General features: G+C 70.6%; 16 protein-coding genes and 1 tRNA gene. 3 read left to right on the forward strand and 14 right to left on the reverse strand.

Going from position 1 to position 19,370, the window contains the following annotated elements; translation table 11 throughout:
- Positions 1-10: 10 nt before the first annotated feature.
- The 4 genes from pepN to AB0N68_RS12230 form a co-directional block, all read right to left on the reverse strand.
- On the reverse strand, positions 11-2,494 hold the full coding sequence (gene pepN, locus AB0N68_RS12215; RefSeq protein ID WP_280571674.1) for an aminopeptidase N: 2,484 nt from the start codon (positions 2,492-2,494) through the stop codon (positions 11-13).
- A gap of 49 nt (positions 2,495-2,543) precedes the next feature.
- The gene (locus AB0N68_RS12220) at positions 2,544-3,554 is read right to left on the reverse strand and encodes a DNA topoisomerase IB (protein ID WP_187663945.1); all 1,011 of its coding nucleotides are present in this window, start codon (positions 3,552-3,554) and stop codon (positions 2,544-2,546) included.
- A gap of 73 nt (positions 3,555-3,627) precedes the next feature.
- Positions 3,628-4,134, reverse strand: a complete 507-nt coding sequence (locus tag AB0N68_RS12225) for a hypothetical protein (RefSeq protein ID WP_280566346.1) — start codon at positions 4,132-4,134, stop codon at positions 3,628-3,630.
- Positions 4,135-4,143: 9 nt separating this feature from the next.
- The gene (locus AB0N68_RS12230) at positions 4,144-5,418 is read right to left on the reverse strand and encodes an MFS transporter (protein ID WP_280566348.1); all 1,275 of its coding nucleotides are present in this window, start codon (positions 5,416-5,418) and stop codon (positions 4,144-4,146) included.
- 84 nt (positions 5,419-5,502) lie between these two features.
- On the opposite strand from AB0N68_RS12230, the gene AB0N68_RS12235 reads away from it, so the two are divergent.
- Positions 5,503-6,318 (forward strand): hypothetical protein, encoded by an 816-nt coding sequence (locus tag AB0N68_RS12235; RefSeq protein ID WP_280566350.1) that lies wholly within the window; start codon positions 5,503-5,505, stop codon positions 6,316-6,318.
- Positions 6,319-6,407: 89 nt separating this feature from the next.
- On the forward strand, positions 6,408-7,259 hold the full coding sequence (locus tag AB0N68_RS12240; protein ID WP_187663942.1) for a class II glutamine amidotransferase: 852 nt from the start codon (positions 6,408-6,410) through the stop codon (positions 7,257-7,259).
- 61 nt (positions 7,260-7,320) lie between these two features.
- On the opposite strand, the gene AB0N68_RS12245 is transcribed toward AB0N68_RS12240, so the two are convergent.
- The 9 genes from AB0N68_RS12245 to AB0N68_RS12285 all read right to left on the reverse strand — a co-directional run bounded on the left by AB0N68_RS12245 (position 7,321) and on the right by AB0N68_RS12285 (position 16,935).
- Positions 7,321-7,392 (reverse strand) — tRNA-Gln (locus AB0N68_RS12245).
- A gap of 100 nt (positions 7,393-7,492) precedes the next feature.
- Complete coding sequence (gene gltX, locus AB0N68_RS12250) at positions 7,493-8,998, reverse strand: glutamate--tRNA ligase (protein ID WP_268776396.1); 1,506 nt, start codon at positions 8,996-8,998, stop codon at positions 7,493-7,495.
- Positions 8,999-9,027: 29 nt separating this feature from the next.
- Complete coding sequence (locus AB0N68_RS12255) at positions 9,028-9,792, reverse strand: class I SAM-dependent methyltransferase (protein ID WP_280566353.1); 765 nt, start codon at positions 9,790-9,792, stop codon at positions 9,028-9,030.
- Positions 9,789-11,048, reverse strand: a complete 1,260-nt coding sequence (locus tag AB0N68_RS12260; protein ID WP_187663939.1) for an MFS transporter — start codon at positions 11,046-11,048, stop codon at positions 9,789-9,791. Before AB0N68_RS12260 ends, AB0N68_RS12255 begins: the two co-directional genes overlap by 4 nt.
- Positions 11,045-11,824 (reverse strand): fumarylacetoacetate hydrolase family protein, encoded by a 780-nt coding sequence (locus AB0N68_RS12265; protein ID WP_187663938.1) that lies wholly within the window; start codon positions 11,822-11,824, stop codon positions 11,045-11,047. The genes AB0N68_RS12260 and AB0N68_RS12265 overlap by 4 nt, the downstream gene beginning before the upstream one ends.
- Before the next feature lie 115 nt (positions 11,825-11,939).
- Complete coding sequence (locus AB0N68_RS12270) at positions 11,940-12,920, reverse strand: type IV toxin-antitoxin system AbiEi family antitoxin domain-containing protein (RefSeq protein ID WP_280566357.1); 981 nt, start codon at positions 12,918-12,920, stop codon at positions 11,940-11,942.
- Positions 12,921-13,110: 190 nt separating this feature from the next.
- Positions 13,111-14,211 (reverse strand): branched-chain amino acid aminotransferase, encoded by a 1,101-nt coding sequence (locus tag AB0N68_RS12275; protein WP_187663936.1) that lies wholly within the window; start codon positions 14,209-14,211, stop codon positions 13,111-13,113.
- 62 nt (positions 14,212-14,273) lie between these two features.
- A complete protein-coding gene (locus tag AB0N68_RS12280) occupies positions 14,274-15,317 on the reverse strand; it encodes a 3-isopropylmalate dehydrogenase (protein WP_187663935.1) in 1,044 nt (347 codons plus the stop codon).
- A gap of 82 nt (positions 15,318-15,399) precedes the next feature.
- Positions 15,400-16,935 (reverse strand): MFS transporter, encoded by a 1,536-nt coding sequence (locus AB0N68_RS12285; RefSeq protein WP_313362602.1) that lies wholly within the window; start codon positions 16,933-16,935, stop codon positions 15,400-15,402.
- A gap of 96 nt (positions 16,936-17,031) precedes the next feature.
- Between AB0N68_RS12285 and AB0N68_RS12290 the strand changes: the two genes are divergently transcribed.
- On the forward strand, positions 17,032-17,574 hold the full coding sequence (locus tag AB0N68_RS12290; RefSeq protein ID WP_280566362.1) for a TetR/AcrR family transcriptional regulator: 543 nt from the start codon (positions 17,032-17,034) through the stop codon (positions 17,572-17,574).
- A 73-nt stretch (positions 17,575-17,647) separates the two neighbouring features.
- Here AB0N68_RS12290 and serA read toward each other — a convergent pair whose 3' ends face one another.
- Positions 17,648-19,252, reverse strand: a complete 1,605-nt coding sequence (gene serA, locus AB0N68_RS12295) for a phosphoglycerate dehydrogenase (protein ID WP_105949735.1) — start codon at positions 19,250-19,252, stop codon at positions 17,648-17,650.
- Positions 19,253-19,370 lie beyond the last annotated feature (118 nt).

Below are 19,370 nucleotides of genomic sequence, written 5' to 3' on the forward strand. Positions count from 1 at the left end.
TCGCTGTCGGTCAGCCCTGAGCGCCACGCACCCGCAGGTCACGCGCGAGGTGGTCGCGCTGCTCGATGAGGAGTCGTCGCAGCGCCGCCGGGGCCTCGGGGCTGGCCGACAGCCAGGAATCGACGAGATCCAGCGACGAACGGGCGGGGAACAGCCCGATCACCAGCCGACGAGCGATCTCGATGCTCCGGTCCGTCCACGCGGTCCCGATCCGCGCGAAGTACTCCTCGTCGTAGGACTCGATGAGGTCGCGGCGGCCACCGGCGCGGAAGCCGCCGATCTCGGCATCGAGGTGGTCGTTCGTCAGCGACTGGTCTTCCCACGCGGCGGTCCAGGCGGCCGCGCGTACCGCCGCGTCGGGGACGGAGGCGCGGGCGCGGCGGGCGGCGGTGCGTCCGTCGCCGGTGTCGTCCCTCTCCTCCTCGGCCGCGATGTCCGAGGCGTCGGCGTGACCGGTCGTGACGAGGGCTGTGAGGAGCTGCCAGCGCAGATCGGGATCCACGACGAGGCCCTCCGGCACGTCGCCGTCGAGCAGGGCCCGGACCTCCGCGTGGTGGACGTCATCGAACGCCGAGGCGGCTGCCAGCGCACGCGCCCAGGAGAGCTGGGCGTCGCTGCCGGCGTCCGCGTGCTGCAGTGCCGCCCACGTCGTCTCGGTCCAGGCGCGCTGCTCCGCGGCGCGTCGGTCGTCGGGGACGAAGTGCCGCAGCGCGAACCCGGCGTCGAGGAGGGCCGCAGCCAGCAGACCGCCGTTCGACTCCCGCGGTGCGTGCGCGCGCACGATCGCGACGAAACGGGCGGCATCGAGCTCGCCGTCTCGGGTGGCGTTCCACAACGACGACCACACGAGCGCCCGGGCGAGCGGGTCCTCGATGTCCGAGAGGGATTCCTCGACGGTGCGGAGCGACCGCTCGTCCAGGCGCGCCTTCGCGTAGGTGAGGTCGTCGTCGTTGAGCAGCACGAGATCGGCCTCGGGGAGCTCGATCTCGACCCGCTCCCCGATCAGATCCAGCTCCCGCTGCTCCCGACGCACGGTCCGGCCGTCCACGCGGTCGTACAGTCCGATCCGCAGGCGGTGCGGACGGACGTCGTCCTGGACGAGGTGCCGTGCGCCGTCGGCGTCGGTCTCCACCCAGATGGTCGAGACGCCCGTCGTCTGCAGCCAGGCGCCCGCCCAATCGGTCATGTCCCTGCCGGACACCGCGCTGAGCTCGACGAGGAAGTCGTCGAGGGTGGTGTTGCCGAACGCGTTGGCCGCGAAGTACCGCCGGGCGCCTTCGAAGAACGCCTCGTCACCCACGAACGCGACGAGCTGCTTCAGCACCGAGGCGCCCTTGGCGTAGGTGATGCCGTCGAAGTTCAGCTTCGCGGCCTCCAGGTCGGGGATGTCGGCGACGATGGGGTGCGTCGTCGGCAGCTGGTCCTGCTGATAGGCCCAGGCCTTGCGCCGCATGGCGAACGTCACCCACGCGTCGTGGAACCGGGTGGCCACCGCCGAGGCGTGCGATCCCATGTAGTCGGCGAAGGACTCCTTGAGCCAGAGGTCGTCCCACCACGTCATCGTGACGAGGTCGCCGAACCACATGTGCGCCATCTCGTGCAGGATCGTGTTGGCCCTGCCGGCCCGCTGCGCCTCGGTGGCAGCACCACGCGAGAGGTAGCCTTCCGTGAAGGTGACCAGGCCGGGGTTCTCCATCGCGCCGAGGTTGTACTCGGGGACGAAGATCTGGTCGTACTTGCCCCACGGGTAGGGATAGGCGAAGGCGTCGGTGAAGAAGTCGAGCCCCTGCCGGGTGACCTCGAGGATCTCGTCGGCCTCGAGGTGCTCGACGAGCGAGCGGCGGACGAGCACGCCGAGGGCCACTCGCTGCTCGTCTCTGGTCCACTCCCCGTCGACACGGGCGTACGGGCCGGCCGCGACCGCCGTGATGTAGCTGGAGATCGGCAGCGTGGGGGCGAACTGCACGCGCTGGACGCCGACGCCGAGGTCGACGTGGGCCGGCGACTGGTTCGAGAGCACCTCCCACCCGGACGGCGCGTCAATGACGAAGGTGTACTCCGCCTTCATGTCCGGCTGCTCGAAGCAGGCCATCACGCGACGGGAGTCCGCGGGCTCGTACTGCGTGTAGAGGTAGGTGCGGTCGTCAGCCGGGTCGTGGAACCGGTGCAGGCCCTCCCCCGACCGGCTGTAGGCGCCGACCGCTTCGATGCGCACGACGTTCGACGCCGCGAGGTCGTCGATCGTGAGGCGCGCCCCGTCGTAGACGACGTCCCGCTCCTCCCCGTTCACCTCGACGCGCCGGACCTCCTCGCCGATGAAGTCCAGCCACGTGCTCTGGACCGTCGCATCGAACTCCAGGACCGTCGTCGTCGGGAAGCCCGTGCGCGCCCGCTCCGGGGCCCCGGTCAGGTCCAGCTCGACGCGGATGCGGTGCAGGGTGATCGCGGCGGATCGCGCCGCGGTCTCCTCACGGGTCAGGTTCGCGGTGTGCATCCCTCCATCCTGGCATCTTCCCGAGGTCAGCCGGGGAGCTCCCGCGGCCTCATCCGCGCCGCCCGGCACCGCGCCGGTTGACCTTCCGCGACGTTTCGGGCCCGCCCAGCAGCCGCCGGATCGCCGTCTCCGGGGTCACGTCGAGGTCGAGCGTCCTCCCCCGGCCGTACTGCCGGAACACCCGAGGGTCGATGTAGCTGTTGCGGGCGACGGCAGTCGTGTTGCCCAGGGCGGTCGCCGCCGCCTGCACCGCGAGGCGCTCGGCCTGGTTCCGCTGTCCGCGGCGGTCGAGGACGCCGATGCGGGCCAGGGCGTCTGCGGCGATGATCGTGCCGTGGAGGGTGCGGAAGTCCTTGGCGGAGAAGCTGGCCCCCAGCACGTCCTTGAGGTACGTGTTGACCTCGGCGGGCGTGATCTTCACCCGCCGCCGGCCTTTCCGGTAGGCCAGGAGGAAGGCGGTGGAGGCGCCGCTCGCGAAATCCGTGAGGGCTTCGGCGAGGGGTTCGTCGGTGATCTCGATCGCGGCGGTCTGTCCGCTCTTCGCCGGGAAGGACAGGGCGACGTCGCCGCCGTCGATGCGGACGTCGCGGCGGCGGAGCGTGGTCAGGCCGCGGCTGCCGTGGCGCGCCAGGTAGCGTTCCGAACCGATCCGCAGCGCGGCGTCGTCGAGCATGCGGAAGGCGATCGCGAGGGCTCGCTCCTTCGTCTGGCCGTCCTCCTTGAGAGCCTTGGTGACCTGCGCGCGGGCGCTGGGCAGGGCCGCGGCGAGGTCCAGTGCGCGGACGAACTTGCGACGGTCGCGGGAGACCCGCCAGAGCGGGTGGTAGAGGTACTGCTTGCGACCGGCGGTGTCGATCCCCACGGCCTGGATGTGCGCGAGCGGGTCGGCCGCGATCCACACGTCCTGCCACGCCGGCGGGATCACCAGGTCGCTGATGCGTTCGCGATCCGCCTCGGGCGCAGGCTCCCCCATCGGATCGACGTACCGGAATCCCGAGCTCGTCCGCTTCCGCGTGAAGCCCGGGTCCTGACCGGGTACCACTCGCACCAGTCGCGCCATGCGTCTCTCCTCCCGCCGTGCAGCTCCTCCGAGTGTGGAGTGACCCCGGTCTCGGCGGGAAGGGAGTGGCGTCTCACCCCGCCGACGTGCTATCCGCGTCGGCGTCCTTCGCGAAGACCGCCCGCATGTGGTCGCTGGTGAGGAAGTCAGCGATGCCGATCATGATCAGGCTGAAGACGATCTGCTCGGTGACCATCCAGACGGGATAGAGACCGGGGGTCGCCGCCATGACGAGCGTGATGACCGGGAAGATCTGCGCGAACAGCCGCAGTCGGAGGTAGGCCCAACGCCATCCGCGGCGCGCACGCCACGCGAAGTAGAACAGCGTCGCCGTCATCGCGAGCACCACGAGCGTGCGCATCCACACGGCGAAGGGCACACTGTCCCCGTCCGCGGCGAGCACGAGCGCGACCAGGACAGCGCCCACCCCGAGCACCAGCTCGGCGACGAGGAGCCAGAGGATCCAGGTGAAGGCACGGACCGTCCTGGGGTGAGTGCGGCCGGCGTCGCTGATCAGTACGCCGGCCTGCCGCCCACCCGCGATCCGGTCGAGACGGAGGAAGAGCGGTTCGAGGGCCATGCTCGGAGCCTAGACCGGCGGCGTCCGCTCGACCTCGTCCGTTCGATGGAGCTCGGCGCTGCCGTTGGCTGCTTCCGGGAGCACCCGCTCCAGCACCATCGCCAGCACGCCGACGGCGAGACTGCCCGCCACCATGACCGCGATGAACCACCCGCTGACGCCGACGCCGAGGAGCACCCCCGCGACGAGCGGGCCGAGGATCGCTCCGCCCTGGAAAGCGGCGGAGTTGAGGGCGTTGTAGCGGCCGCGAGTGCGGTCGGTCGCGAGATCGTTGTAGATGGCGGGGATCGTCGGCTGCATCATGGTCTCCCCGAACGCGAAGACGCCCATGAACGCGATCACCGCGATCGCGGCCGTGACCGAGTCGGGGAGCAGACCCGCGGCACCGAGCATGACCCAGGAGACGGCCCAGATGAGCGCCATGACCTGCATGACCCTGGTGCGGCGGCGACCGTTGATGAGGCGGAGGACGGCGAACTGCAGCAGCACGATGACAGCCGTGTTCACCGCGAACGAGATGCCGACCACGGCGGTCGACACCTGGGCGATCTGACGGGCGTAGGCGGGGAAGCCCGCCTCGATCTGTCCGTACCCGATGAAGACGGAGAAGAAGGTCAAAAGCGTCATCCACAGCACCGCCGGTCGACGGAGGATCTCCCGGTAGCCGCCCTCGGTGGTCACCGCCGGGTCGGGCTCCGCCTGCGTGCGCACGTGCCGGAGCGGACCCAGGAGCAGTGCCAGCGGGATGAGGCTCGTGGCCGCGTCGATGAGGAAGATCGTGGTGAAGGTCGACGGCTCCGTCACGTCGACGAAGAAGCCGCCGATGATGCCGCCCACGCCGATGCCGAGGTTGACGAGGGCGAAGTTCACGCCGAAGTACTGCTGGCGGACCTCGCCGTCGACCACCGAGGCGATGAGCGCGTTAAAGCCGGGCCAGGACACCCCGAAGTTGACCCCGATGAGCACGACCGCGACGGTCGCGACGGCGGGATGCGTGGCGTAGGCGAGGAGCGTGCACCCCGCGATCATCGAGAGCAGGCCCACGATCAGCACACGGCGGGCGCCGAAGCGGTCGATGAGCGTACCGCCGGGGCCCGTGACGAAGAGCCCCGTGATCGCGATGAGGCTCATGAGCGCCCCGGAGAACCCGAGGTCGAAGCCGCGGACCTCGTGGAGGTAGATGATGGTGAACGGCAGCGTCATCCCCCGCCCGAGCGTCTGGATCGCCACGGTCGACAGCAGCCAGCGCCCCTCGGTGGGCAACGCGTTCCAGAAAGACCTCATACCGATCACCTCGTCATTGTTCCAGGAGCCGCGGACATCGGATGACCGCCGGGCTCCCGGGAACAAAGCCGATATTCTGCGAACATGCCCGTGTCGTTCGAAGACTTCCGCTCCGCCCTGCTCCACGCACCGACCCGTGAGGCCTGGGGCCTCGTGCTCACCGATGCCGAGGCGCAGCAGGTCGCCGCGGACGAGCAGGCGAGCCGGGCCTGGTACGACTACTGGCTCGCCACCACGGCGCCGACGACGCCCGCCCCCGCGGCGGCAGGGCTCGGCGGACACGAACTCCCCATCGCCGCAGCGCCCGGGTTCGCTGCGGCGCCGCCGCCTGCACCGGCCGCGCAGGGACCCGTCTCCGCCGGTGGGCCGGAGATCGCGTTCCCCGCTTCGGAGAGCACCGGGAGGAAGAGCCGGGTCGGCCTCTGGGTGACGCTGGGCATCGTGGGCGCGCTGCTGCTGATCGCCGCGATCGTCACGGTGTTCGCGTTCACGACCGCACGCCACTGGACCAAGGTCGACGTGCCGGAGAAGCCCGAGACCTTCCACAGCGAGGAGTACGAGACCGGCAAGTACCTCGTCGCCGACGACGGCGTGAGCCCGTGCGCGGTGGACCAGGACTGGACGGACTGCATCGGCCTCATGGAGGCCGAGTACGCGGGCGCCTGCGCCGGGGTCGACCTCGTCCCCGCCGCCGCGGACCTGTGCGCCCAGCACCGCGCCGAGATCGACCGGATGATCGCGGAGGACGCGGACGGGATGTACGTGGCCTCCCTCGGCGATTTCGGACACCTCACCCGGACGCCCGAGACGGCGACGCGCCAGGTCTCGAACGACGATGCTGAGCCGGCCGTCACCCACGAGGCCGTGTGCTATCTGGGGTTCCTCGGGGAGTGCGAGTAGCCGGTTCACCATCCGCGGGTCTCGCCGGGGAGGCCGACCGAGCGTATCGTCGGGCACAGACCTGATCGGGTCGGGGACGAGGTGTCGACATGTGTCGGTGGCTGGCGTATGTGGGAGAACCGCTGCACCCGTCGGAGGTGATCCTCGACGCGCGACATTCGCTCGTGGCGCAGTCCCTGGACTCGCCACTCGGTGCGGAGACCGTGAACGGAGACGGCTTCGGCCTCGGCTGGTATCCGGTGTCGAACCGTGAGGACTCGGGGCAGCCGCCGGGGCCCGCGCTGTTCCGGAGCATGGAGCCCGCCTGGAACGATCTGAACCTGCGCGAGATCTCCCGCATGATCCGCAGCCCGCTGTTCTTCAGCCATGTGAGAGCCGCCGCCGGGCCGCCGGTCCAGCAGACCAACTGCCACCCGTTCCGGCACGCGAACTGGCTCTTCATGCACAACGGCGGCCTGACGGACTTCCTGACGGTGAAACGCGACCTCACTCTCGCCGTCGATCCCTCCCTCTACCCGGAGATCCAGGGCACCACCGACTCCGAGGTGCTGTTCCACCTCGCCCTGACACTCGGCCTGCAGGACGATCCGATCGCGGGGATGCGGGCGGCCATCCGGGAGGCCGAGCGAGTGGGCCACGAGCATGGCATCCGCTTCCCGGTGCAGGGCACCTTCGCGGTCTCCGACGGCGCCACCGTGTGGGCGATCCGCTATTCGACCGCCGGACGCTCCCGCTCCCTCTTCCACTCCACCGACATCGAGACTCTTCGTCGGATGTACCCCGATGCGGAACGTCTTCGCGTCTTCGGTCGCCGGGCGCACGTGATCGTCTCCGAGCCGCTGAACGATCTGCCCGGTGCGTTCGAAGAGGTCCCCGAATCCACGGTCTCGATCCTCGACGAGGCGGGCTACCGGTACGAGCCCTTCCTCGAAGCTGCGTGAGCACTGACGTTCCTGCCGGGGGAACGAGAAAACCCCCGCCGGAGCGGGGGTTTTCGAAGTGCTGGGGTACCTGGACTCGAACCAAGAACAACTGAACCAGAATCAGCCGTGTTGCCAATTACACCATACCCCAAGGGCGAAACCGGAGCCTCGCACCGAGAGTCAAGCTTACCCGAGCGGCGACCGATCACCAAAACCACCGGTGCCGTGTCGCCGCTCGGGCGCGTCGCGGATCAGTTCGCGAGGAACGCCGAGAGCGCGCGCAGGCGGCGCAGCGACTCGTCCTTGCCCAGCAGCTCCATCGACTCGAACAGGGGCGGCGAGACGCGGCGGCCGGTGATGGCCACGCGCGGCGGCCCGTAGGCCACGCGCGGCTTGAGCTCGAGGTTCTCCACGAGCGCCGTCGAGAGCGCCTCCTGGATCTTCTCCGGGGTGAAGTCGGCGACCGGCTCCAGCGCGGTGACGCAGGCGTCCAGCACCGCGGCGGCGTTGGCCGGCAGCCCCTTGAGCGCATCCGCGTCGTACGACACCTCGTCGCGGAACAGGAAGCCGAGCATGCCCGGCACCTCGCCCAGCAGCTGCACGCGCTCCTGCACCAGCGGCGCCGCGCGGAAGGCGAGGACGAGCTGCTCGTGGGTCGGCTCGTCGAACAGACCGGCCGCGGCGAGGTACGGCACCGTGCGCTCGGCGAAGTCCTTCACGTCGAGCATGCGGATGTGGTCGCCGTTGATCGACTCGGCCTTCTTCTGGTCGAAGCGGGCCGGGTTGGGGTTCACGTTCTCGATGTCGAACGCGGCGATGAACTCGTCGAGCGAGAACACGTCGCGGTCCGGGCCGATCGACCAGCCCAGGAGCGCGAGGTAGTTCAGGAGGCCCTCATGGATGAAGCCGCGCTCCCGGTGCAGGAACAGATCGGCCTGGGGGTCACGCTTGGAGAGCTTCTTGTTGCCGGTCTCCCCCAGCACGAGCGGCATGTGGGCGAACCGCGGCACGAACGTCGTCACACCCGCGTCGATGAGAGCGGCGTAGAGCGAGAGCTGGCGCGCGGTGGAGGGCATGAGGTCTTCGCCGCGGAGCACGTGCGTGATGCCCATCAGCGCGTCGTCGACGGGGTTCACGAAGGTGTACAGCGGCACCCCGTTCGGGCGCACGACGACGAAGTCCGGGAAGGAGCCCGCGGGGAAGGTGACCTCGCCGCGGATGAGGTCGACGTACGTGAGGTCCTCGTCCGGCACCCGCAGGCGGAGGGCGGGCTGCCGGCCCTCGGCGCGGAAGGCGGCCTTCTGCTCGTCGGTGAGGTCACGGTCGAAGTTGTCGTAGCCGAGCTGCTTCGCGCGGCCGTTGGCCTCGTTGCGGGCGTCGATCTCCTCGGCCGTCGAGTAGCTCTCGTAGAGCGCGCCCGTCGCGAGGAGCTTGTCGATCACCTCGCGGTAGATGTCGTGCCGCTCGGACTGCCGGTACGGGGCGTGCGGGCCGCCGACCTCGACACCCTCGTCCCAGTCGATCTTCAGCCACGTGAGCGCGTCGACGAGCTGGCGGAAGCTCTCCTCGCTGTCGCGCGCGGCGTCGGTGTCCTCGATGCGGAACACCATCTTCCCGCCGTTGTGACGGGCATAGGCCCAGTTGTACAGAGCCGTGCGGACCATGCCGACGTGCGGCAGCCCCGTCGGAGAGGGGCAGAAGCGGACGCGGACGTCGGCGCCGCTGGCGGTCGTGGTGAGGGGATGCGGAGTAGCCATAGCCCTTCGATTCTACGGGTGCGGGCGGGTCAGCCCCGGCGCGAGACCGCCACCGCCGCGCGGTGCTCCAGGGGCAGCACTGTTCCCACCCGATGCGCCGCGACCGTCTCCTCGAACCCCGCGCGGAACCGGCGGCGCTCGGCCGTGGAGAGCAGGGCGTACTGGGCGCCGGCGCCGGCCACACCCCCTTCGACGGAGGTCCACAGCGCGCCGGGGTCGGCCTCCCACGTCCAGGTGTGCTCGGTGACCACGACCTCCGGGAGCCCGGCGTCGGTGAGCACGTCCGCGAAGCCGTCCGGGGTGCGTGCGAAGTCCTCTTCGGCGGGGAGCCTCTCCCCCGCGTACGGCGGCAACCCCGCGCGTTCGACGACCTCCGCCCAGAACCACGACGGCGAACGGGTCCAGATCGTCGCGGCGACCGGACCACGCGCGACCCGACCCAGCTCGCGGGCGGCGGTCCGCGGGGAGAAGACGTGGTTCAGCACGAAGTTCGCCACGGCGGCATCGAAGGACCCGTCGCCGAAGGGCAGCGTCGGCAGCCCGCCCTCGACGATGCGCAGCGTCGGGTGCTCCCGGTGGGCGACGGCACGCATCGTCGGCTCGGGCTCGCAGGCTGTGACGTCCCATCCCCGGCGTGCGAAGCGGGACGTGAGACGGCCTTCCCCCGCGCCGACGTCCAGCAGGCCACGACCCTCCGCCGGGCCGAGTGCGGCGGTGAGAGGCTCGAAGGTCCCGGCGCACAGGGCGGCGTACGAAGCGGCATAGGCCTCTCCGACGCCGTCCCAGGCCTTCACCGCGCGCTGCTCCGGGCGAGCGGTGACAGCGCGACGATCGCGAGGACGAGCACCGAGGCCGCGATGCCGAGCCCGGCGTACTGGAAGTTCGACAGCACGATGCCGGCGAGGACGGACCCGGCGGCGGCGGACAGGCTCATCAGCGAGTCGCTGCGTCCCTGACGACGAGTGCGCACCTCGGGCGCGGAGGCTTCGGTGAGCAGCGCGGCACCGGCGACCGTCGCGGCACTCCAGCCGAGGCCGAGGAGGATGAGGGCGACCATGACGCCCCACGCCTCGGTGCCCGCGAAGACGGCGAAGGCCAGGGCGCCGCCGAGCAGAGCCTGCCCGAGCAGCACCACGCGCAGCCGCCCCCAGCGGTCGGCCAGCACGCCGAACACCGGCGAGAGCGCGTACATGCCGCCGACGTGCAGCGCGATGGTGATGCCGACGAGCGCTGAGACGTCCGCCGGTGTCGCCGCCGCACCGTGAGCGCCGTGGGCCATGTGCGAGAGATGCACCGGGGTCATCGCCATGACCGACGCCATCACCACGTGCGACCCCGCGATGGCGAAGATCGCGTAGCGGGCCACGCGCGGGCGGTCCGCCACGACGGCGCTCGTCGTCGCGGCGGCGGCCTGAGCGAGTCGCTGCGCGGCCAGCAGCGGATCGGGGCGGAGGGCGACGAGGTAGAGCGCGAGCGCCGCGCACTGCGCGACGAACGAGAAGACGTAGGAACCCGTCTGCGGAGGCATCCCGATCGCCTGTCCGACGATCTCCCCCGGGCCGAGCAGCAGCGGTCCCGCCACGCCGCCGATCGTGGTGGACCAGACGACGATCGAGAGGTCACGCCCGCGGTGCTGCGGCGCCGCGAGGTCCGTGGCCGCGAACCGGGATTGCAGGTTGCCCGCGTTCCCCGCACCGATCAGCAGGATGCCGACGAGCAGGAGCGGGAAGACGCGCACCGACGCCGCGAGGATCACCACGGCGATGCCGACGAGGGCGAAGAGATTGCCGAGGGTGAGGGCGCGGCGGCGTCCGAGCCGTGCGGCCATCCGGGCGAGCGGGATCGCGCAGAGCGCGGCGCCCAGGGTCACCGATGCCGTCGCGAGCCCGGAGAGCGCGTCGCTGCCGGAGATGTCCGCGGCGAGCAGCGCACCGAGCGACACGGTGGCGCCGAAGGCGATGCCGCCCAGCACCTGCCCCAGCGACAGCACGAGCACGGTGCGGCGCTGGACCGCCTGCTGCTGCGTCGCCGTGAGGGCGACGTCGGTCATGACGCGGGAGCGGCGTCGCGCACGGGGTTGCGCAGGATGCCGAGTCCGGAGATCTCCACCTCGACGGTGTCGCCCGCCTCGAACGTGCCGACGCCCGCGGGTGTCCCCGTCATGATGACGTCGCCCGGAAGGAGCGTGAACACCGCGGAGGCGTACTCGATGATCGCGGCGACCGAGTGGATCATGTCGGTGAGCGGCGCGTGCTGGCGAACCTCGCCGTTGACCCGCGTCTCGATCGTGGCCTGCGCGGGGTCGAAGTCCGTCTCGATCACGGGTCCGAGCGGGCAGAACGTGTCGAAGCCCTTCGCCCGCGACCACTGCCCGTCCTTGCGCTGCAGGTCGCGTGCGGTGACGTCGTTGCCGATCGTGTAGCCGAGCACGTGGTCGAGGGCGTTCTCCGCCTTCACGTTCTTCGCGATCCGTCCGATCACGACCACGAGCTCGCCCTCGTACTCCGTGCGCTCGGACAGCGCGGTGGGACGCACGATCGCGTCATCCGGGCCGATCACGGCGGTGTTCGGCTTGAGGAACAGCAGCGGCTCCTCGGGGGCCACTCCGCCCATCTCGGCGGCGTGATCGTGGTAGTTCTTGCCGACGCACACGACCTTGGAGCGCGGGATGACGGGCGCGAGCAGCGTGACCTCGGTCAGCGGGACGCGGGCGCCGGTGGTCTCATACCCCGAGAACATCGGGTCCCCGGCGAGGACCACGAGCTCGCGGTCGTCGATGATCCCGTACATGATGGCGTCGTCGTGGCTGAACCGGGCGATCTTCATGCCTCCAGCCTAGATCCCCTCCTTTATCGTCGAGACCCCGGTTTCTCGTCGAGACCCCGGTTCGCTTGCGCGGGAGAGGCGGGGTCTCGACGGAAGCCCGGGGCCTCGGTGGAACTCAACCGGGAGGACGGACGCCGAACGCGGCGAGCCGTCGTCCGAGGTCCTCGGGGGTGCGGATGTGCCGGGAGCCCCAGCGCACCACCCGCCATCCCGTGACCCCTCGGATCTCGTCCTCGCGGTGCTTCTCCGCCATCACCGCATCGGCCGCCGTGGGCATCGTCCGCAGCTCCGCATCCCGGTACTTGTCCTCCCCGTCGAACTCCCCGAAGGCCTGCGACCGCGGGAACCCGAAGTCGGCGAAGTACCGAGCACCGTCGGAGCCCACGATAGGGACCTGCAGATCGATGTCTCGGAAGCCGAGTCGGTGGAGCTGGAGGCGACTCACGCTCTCGCCCGGGAGCTGCGCCCGTCCATCCGCGAAGGCTCCGATCCATCGCGCGCGCCGCACACCCCGGAGTCCCGCCGCGCACAGGCCTTCGACTTCGGCCCGCCAGGCGGCGACGGCATCCTGGTCCACCTCGTGCCCGTCGACCGAGACCAGCCGCAGTGCCGCATCCCCCGCGGCGACGACGGCCTCCGGTCGCAGCAGTCGGGCGAGATCGAACACGGTGCGGGCCAGCGACGTGCACCGGAGCCCGTGCCGCCGGACGACATCGCCCTCGTCGAGCATCATCTGGTGTCGGACGACCCCGGCCTCGGTCCTGGTGTGCCGACGGCTGCGGATCGCGGTGTGCACGTCGTCCCGGATCGGCCCCACGAGCGGCAGCCCCCAGAGCGCGGCGGCGGAGAGGTGCGAGAACACGGGACCCCCGCCCGGACTGGCCCTGCGGACGGCGCACACCCGCACGAGCTGCCGCCCCTCTGGCCACAGCTCGTCCCAGACATCCGCGTCGACGTACGCCCCGCGGTGCACGCGCCGTAGCCTGCCGTGCGCGACCGCCGCCGCCAGCTCTCGTTCCGTGACGCCCGCATCGAGGACCTCCTCCCGCGACCGCACGAGATCCCAGGCATCGGAGAACGAGAGGCGCCGCGACATCCCCCCACTCTCCCCCGCTCACTCTCTCCTCCCCCCGTTCTCCACACCCCCCACCCCTCATCCCCCACTCCCCCCGCACTGTGCAGGAACGCCCCCGGCGCGCGAGACCCCGGTTACACGCCGAGACCCCGCCTACCACGCGTCGACACGGCGAGGTGTCGGCGGGAAGACGGGGTCTCGGGGAATGGAATCAGGCGTCGAGGCGGAGGAGCCAGCCGTGCTTGTCCTCGCGGCGGCCGTACTGGATGTCGGTGAGCTCCTCGCGGAGCGACAGCGCCAGCTCGCCCAGCGGCTGCGGCTCGTCGAAACCCTCGCCCACGAGCGCGCCGATCGGCGTCACGACCGCGGCCGTGCCACAGGCGAACACCTCGACGATGTCGCCGGAGGCCACGCCCTCGCGCCACTCGTCGATCGAGATCGGTCGCTTCTCGACCGTGTAGCCGCGGTCCTCGGCGAGCTGCAGCAGCGAATCCCGCGTGATGCCCTCGAGGATGCTGTCGGACTCCGGCGTGACGACACGACCGTCCTTGAAGACGAACACAACGTTCATGCCACCGAGCTCCTCGACGTCGCGGTTCTCGTTGAGGAACACGACCTGGTCGCAGCCCTTCGCGCTGGCCTCGGCCTGCGGCAGGAGGCTGGAGGCGTAGTTGCCCCCCGTCTTCGCCTTGCCGGTGCCACCGCGGCCGGCGCGGGCGTAGTCCTCGGAGAGCCAGATGCGCACCGGCTTCACGCCTCCGGTGAAGTAGGCGCCCGCGGGGCTGGCGATCACGTAGTAGGCGACCTTCTGCGCCGCTCGCACGCCGAGGAAGGCCTCCTTGGCGAACATGAACGGTCGCAGGTACAGGCTCTGGTCGGCACCGGACGGCACCCACCGGCCGTCGACGGCGATGAGCTCCCGCAGCGACTGGATGAAGTACTCCGTCGGCAGCTCCGGCAGCGCCAGGCGGCGGGCGCTCGCCTGCAGGCGCGCGGCGTTGCGGTCGGGACGGAAGGTGTGGATCGAGCCGTCGGCGTGCCGGTAGGCCTTGATGCCCTCGAAGATCTCCTGTGCGTAGTGCAGCACGGACGCCGCGGGGTCGAGCGGGATCGGGCCGTAGGGCTGCACACGCGGACGGTGCCAGCCGCCCTTGACCGACCAGCAGATGTCGACCATGTGGTCGGTGAAGACGACCCCGAAACCGGGGTTCTCCAGCACTTCGGCGACGCGTGCCGGCGAGGCCGCGTTCAGGTTCTTCGTCACGGCGAACTCCAGGGGAGCCACGCTCGTCTCGGCGTCGATCGTCGTCATGTCGTCATCCAATCCTCGTGGGGTGGGCGCATCCTCGCGCCCTGTCAGCCTACGCCCGCCGTTCAGAGACGGGCAGTGATCGCGGAGCCGATCTCCGCGGTGGTGCGGGCACCGCTGCGGGCGGCGATGTCCGCCTCGACCGCGGCGCTCACACGCGCCGACTCGGCCGTCAGGCCGAGGTGGTCGAGCAGCAGCGCGATGGAGAGGATCGCGGCGGTCGGGTCGGCCTTCTGCTGACCCGCGATGTCCGGAGCCGAGCCGTGCACGGGCTCGAACATCGACGGGAAGTTGCCATCGGGATTGATGTTCCCGGAGGCGGCGAGGCCGATGCCGCCCGTGACGGCGCCGGCGAGGTCGGTGAGGATGTCACCGAAGAGATTGTCCGTCACGATCACGTCGAAGCGCGAGGGATCGGTGACGAGGAAGATGGTGGCGGCGTCGACGTGCAGATAGTCGACGGCGACGTCGGGGTGCTCGGCGGCGACCTCGTTCACGATGCGCTGCCAGATCGCGCCGGCGTGCACGAGCACGTTGGTCTTGTGCACCAGGGTGAGCTTCTGACGGCGGCGCTCCGCGAGGGCGAACGCATAGCGGACGACCCGCTCGACACCGAACGCCGTGTTCACGGAGGTCTCGTTCGCCACCTCCTGCGGCGTCCCCTTCCGGATCGCTCCGCCGTTGCCGACGTAGGGACCTTCCGTCCCCTCGCGGACGACGACGAAGTCGACCTCGCCCGGGTCCGACAGCGGACCGGGAGCTCCGGTGAAGAGCTTCGAGGGACGCAGGTTCACGTAGTGGTCGAGCGTGAACCGGAGCTTCAGCAGCAGCCCGCGCTCGATGTTCGCGTCCTTCAGCCGCGGGTCGCCCGGCGTCCCGCCGACCGCGCCGAGGAGGATCGCGTCGTGTGCGGCGATCGCGGCGAGGTCGTCGTCCGTGAGCGTGTCGCCCGTCTCGAGGTACCGGCCGGCACCGAGCGAGAAGCGGGTCTTGTCGAACGTCACGTCGCTGTCGGCCGTGACGGTGTCGAGCACCTTCTCCGCCTCGGCGATGACCTCGGGACCGATGCCGTCACCCGGGATGACGGCCAGCTTCACGACACGCGACATGAGACTCCTTGCGCACTGCACGGGGGTGGACCGGCCGCGGCGCGCCCGCGGGTCGAACGGGCCGGTCCCCCCAGCGTAGTGGTCAGTGCGTGGGTGCCTTGCGCAGTGTGACGGCCGCGATGACCGCCGCGACGACGACGAGGCCCGCGCCGATGAGCGAGGTCACGGTGACGCCGGAGCCGAACGCGTCGGCCGCTGCCTGCCACAGGGCGTCGCCGAGCGCGGCCGGGAGCTCGTGGGCGGCGGTGTACGCGCCGGCCAGCGTCTCCTGCGCAGCGCGGGCCACCTCGGCCGGAAGCCCCTCGGGCAGCACCAGCGCGCCGCGGTAGAACGCGGTGATGATGCCGCCCAGGATCGCGGTCCCGAGCACGGCACCGAGCTCGTACGCCGTCTCGGACACCGCGCTCGCGGCACCGGCCTTCGCCGCGGGGGCGCTGGAGAGGATGAGCTCGTTCGAGATGGTCTCGGCCGCGCCGATGCCGATGCCGAGGACGACGAAGGCGAGGATGAGCGGTGCCACGCCGTGCTCGTGCGTCGTGAAGGCGACGATGAGGTACCCCGCGACGGAGAACACCAGCGCCGCCGGGATGAGCACGTGCGGCGGCACCCGCCGCGAGATCGGCACCACCGTGAGTCCGGCGACGATCATCGCCGCCATCCCCGGCACGAGCGCGAGGCCCGCGACCATCGGCGAGAGCCCCAGCACGAGCTGCAGGTGCTGCGAGACGAAGTACAGGAACCCGACGAGGGCCACGACGCTGAGCAGGTTCACCAGGATCGCCCCCGAGAACGACCCGCGGCGGAACAGGGCCATGTCGAGCATCGGGGTGTCGGCACGGAGCTGACGGCGCACGAACAACGTCCCCATCACGAGGCCGAGCAGCGCCCATCCCCCGGCGTACAGCGACGGGCCGTCGACCGCGAAGGACTTGATGGCGTAGACGACCGGGATCATCGCGGCCATCGAAAGCACGATGCTGAGCGGGTCGGTGCGGCCGGGATTCGGGTCACGGCTCTCCGGCACGAGCAGCGGCGCGGCGATGAGCAGCGGGATGAGGACGGGGACGGCGATGAGGAACACCGAGCCCCACGCGAAGTGCTCGAGGAGGAAGCCGCCGACGATGGGGCCGAGCGCGGATCCGGCGGAGAACGCAGACGCCCAGACCGCGATGGCCATGCGGCGCTGGTCGCGGTTCTGGAAGATCGACCGCAGCAGCGAGAGCGTCGAGGGCATGAGCATGGCGCCGAAGAAGCCGAGCAGGGCGCGCGCCGCGATGAGAAGGCCCGCGGTCGGCGCGAAGGCGGCCAGAGCGGAGACCACGGCGAACCCCGTGGCTCCGATGAGGAGCAGGCGGCGGCGCCCGAAGCGGTCGCCCAGCGTCCCCATGGTCACCAGGAGTCCGGCGAGCACGAGCGGATAGACGTCGATGATCCACAGCTGCTCGGCCCCGCTCGGCGCGAGCGAGATCGAGATCTCGGGCAGCGCGAAGCTCAGCACCGTGTTGTCCACCGACACCAGCAGCACCGGGAGCATGAGGACGACGAGCGCCGCCCACCCCCGAGCCCCGACGCGGGGAGCTTCCGTCTCTGTCGTCGGGATCGACGCAGTACGGGTCATGGAACACCTTTCCTTCCTGTGGACCGCTCGTTACTAAACCGTCCGGCTGGTATAGTAACAGATGCAGCCCTCCCGATCCCGCTCAGAGGATGACCGATGCCCCGCCCTCCCCTCGCCCGTGAGAAGGTCCTCGACGCCTTCGAGGCGATCCTCATCGGCGACGGCGAACGCGCCGCGACGCTCGAGGCCACGGCGAAGGCCGCCGGCGTGTCGAAGGGCGGCCTGCTCTACCACTTCCGCTCCAAGGACGACCTGGAGACCGGGCTCCTGGAGCGCCTGGACCACCTGACCACCCTCGACCTGGAGCGCATGCGCGCCGCCGAGGAGGGCCCCGTCGCGTACTACGTGCGGACCTCGGTGATGGAGGACGACGCCCTCGATCGGGCGCTCATCGCCACGACCCGGCTGGCCCAGGGCGGCTCGACCGCCGCCTCCGACATGCTCCGGGATACCCGGCGTCGCTGGGCGGAGACGATCCGTCCGCACGTCCGCGACACCGCCAGCCTCGACCTCGTGATGCTCGTGAGCGACGGCCTCTACTTCAACAACTCGCTCGACGTGCACGGGCCGGAGCGCCTGGTCCCGCGCAGCGACGAGCTCGCCGATCTCATCGCCCTCGTGCTGCGCGCCACCGCCTGACGCCGGACAAGGCTGCGGGTACGGAGAAGGGCGGGAGCCTCGCGCTCCCGCCCTTCTCCCCCGCTCTGCGGTGTCAGACCTCGGTGATCTCGATCTGACGGAAGAGGTCGGCGTCGATGGCACCGCGCACGTCGTCCAGCAGCTCCTCGGACACGGGCGAGTCGAGCGTCAGCACGCTGAGCGCCTGATCGCCCGCCGCGAGCCGCGAGATCTGCATGCCGGCGATGTTGATCCCGGCCTCGCCGAACTTCTGTCCGTAGACGGCGACGATGCCGGGGCGGTCGGTGTAGAGCATCACGACGTGATGCTTCTCGATCGGCAGCTCCAGGGCATGGTCGTTGATGCCGACGAGCTTCTCGGCCTGCTTCGGTCCGGTCAGCGTGCCCGACACCGAGAGCTGCGATCCGTCGGACAGCGCCCCCGTGAGGGTGATGACGTTCCGGTACTCCTCGCTCACGTCGTCCTTGAGCAGGCGCACCGCGATGCCGCGCTGCTCCGCCAGGAGGGGCGCGTTCACGTACGACACGGTCTCGCTCACGATGTTCGTGAAGACACCCTTGAGGGCCGCGAGCTTGAGCACGCTCACGTCGTAGTCGTTGAGCTCGCCGTGCACCTCGACGTCGAGGCTCGTGAGCGGCGACGTGGCCAGTGCGGCGAAGATCTGACCGAGCTTCTCCACGAGCGAGATGCCGGGACGCACGTACGGGTCGATGACGCCGCCCGCGACGTTGACCGCATCCGGGACGAGGTCACCGCCGAGCGCGAGCCGCACCGAGCGTGCGACCGAGACGCCGGCCTTCTCCTGTGCCTCTTCCGTGCTCGCACCGAGGTGCGGCGTGACGACGACGTTCGGGAGGTCGAGCAGGGCACGGGCGCTGCCACCCTCGGCCGGGGGCTCGGAGGTGAAGACGTCCAGACCCGCACCGGCGATCTCACCGGCGACGAGAGCTTCGTGCAGCGCCTCCTCGTCGATGAGCCCGCCGCGGGCGACGTTCACGACGAAGGCGGTCGGCTTCATGGCGGCGAACTGCTCGGCGCCGATCATGCCCGTCGTCTCCGGGGTCTTGGGCATGTGGATCGTGAGGAAGTCGGCTTCGGCGACGAGCTCGTCCAGCGAGAGGAGCTGCACGCCGAGCTGCTGGGCGCGCGCCGAGGTGACGTAGGGGTCGTACGCGACGACGCGCATGTCGAAGGCGGCCAGGCGAGCGGCGACGAGAGCGCCGATCCGGCCGAGTCCGACGATGCCGACGGTCTTCTCGAAGAGCTCGGCACCGGTGAAGGAGCTGCGCTTCCACTGGCCGGCGGAGAGCGAGGCGTGCGCGGCCGGGATCCGGCGGGCGAGGCTGAGGATGTGGCCGACCGTCAGCTCGGCGGCGGAGACGATATTCGACGTCGGGGCGTTAACGACCATGACGCCGGCCGCGGTCGCAGCCTTGATGTCGACGTTGTCGAGGCCGACACCGGCCCGCGCGACGACCTTGAGCTTCGGCGCGTGCGACAGCGCCTCCTCGTCGATGCGGGTCGCGGAGCGGATGAGCACCGCGTCCGACTCCGCGAGGGCGGCGAAGAGCGCCTCGCGATCGGTGCCGTCGACGTGGCGGACGTCGAAGTCGGGGCCGAGCGCCTCGATCGTGGCGGGAGAGAGTACTTCGGCGATGAGCACGACAGGCTTCGGCACAGTGGATCCTTCGGGGCAGCGCGACAGGCGGGAGGGGCCGATGCGCCGCACACCGTCGGGGGCGCGATCGCGACAACTCTACCGGAGCGCCGGGACCGCTCCGTGCCGTGTGACGGCG

The organism is Microbacterium meiriae, assembly GCF_040685015.1.
GTDB classification, from domain to species: Bacteria; Actinomycetota; Actinomycetes; order Actinomycetales; family Microbacteriaceae; genus Microbacterium; species Microbacterium meiriae.

Bases quoted from the DNA above. Each gene is read 5' to 3' on its own strand.
- pepN (WP_280571674.1), bottom strand. From the start codon at position 2,494: ATGCACACCGCGAACCTGACCCGTGAGGAGACCGCGGCGCGATCCGCC.
- AB0N68_RS12220 (WP_187663945.1), bottom strand. From the start codon at position 3,554: ATGGCGCGACTGGTGCGAGTGGTACCCGGTCAGGACCCGGGCTTCACG.
- AB0N68_RS12225 (WP_280566346.1), bottom strand. From the start codon at position 4,134: ATGGCCCTCGAACCGCTCTTCCTCCGTCTCGACCGGATCGCGGGTGGG.
- AB0N68_RS12230 (WP_280566348.1), bottom strand. From the start codon at position 5,418: ATGAGGTCTTTCTGGAACGCGTTGCCCACCGAGGGGCGCTGGCTGCTG.
- AB0N68_RS12235 (WP_280566350.1), top strand. From the start codon at position 5,503: ATGCCCGTGTCGTTCGAAGACTTCCGCTCCGCCCTGCTCCACGCACCG.
- AB0N68_RS12240 (WP_187663942.1), top strand. From the start codon at position 6,408: ATGTGTCGGTGGCTGGCGTATGTGGGAGAACCGCTGCACCCGTCGGAG.
- gltX (WP_268776396.1), bottom strand. From the start codon at position 8,998: ATGGCTACTCCGCATCCCCTCACCACGACCGCCAGCGGCGCCGACGTC.
- AB0N68_RS12260 (WP_187663939.1), bottom strand. From the start codon at position 11,048: ATGACCGACGTCGCCCTCACGGCGACGCAGCAGCAGGCGGTCCAGCGC.
- AB0N68_RS12265 (WP_187663938.1), bottom strand. From the start codon at position 11,824: ATGAAGATCGCCCGGTTCAGCCACGACGACGCCATCATGTACGGGATC.
- AB0N68_RS12270 (WP_280566357.1), bottom strand. From the start codon at position 12,920: ATGTCGCGGCGCCTCTCGTTCTCCGATGCCTGGGATCTCGTGCGGTCG.
- AB0N68_RS12275 (WP_187663936.1), bottom strand. From the start codon at position 14,211: ATGACGACGATCGACGCCGAGACGAGCGTGGCTCCCCTGGAGTTCGCC.
- AB0N68_RS12280 (WP_187663935.1), bottom strand. From the start codon at position 15,317: ATGTCGCGTGTCGTGAAGCTGGCCGTCATCCCGGGTGACGGCATCGGT.
- AB0N68_RS12285 (WP_313362602.1), bottom strand. From the start codon at position 16,935: ATGACCCGTACTGCGTCGATCCCGACGACAGAGACGGAAGCTCCCCGC.
- AB0N68_RS12290 (WP_280566362.1), top strand. From the start codon at position 17,032: ATGCCCCGCCCTCCCCTCGCCCGTGAGAAGGTCCTCGACGCCTTCGAG.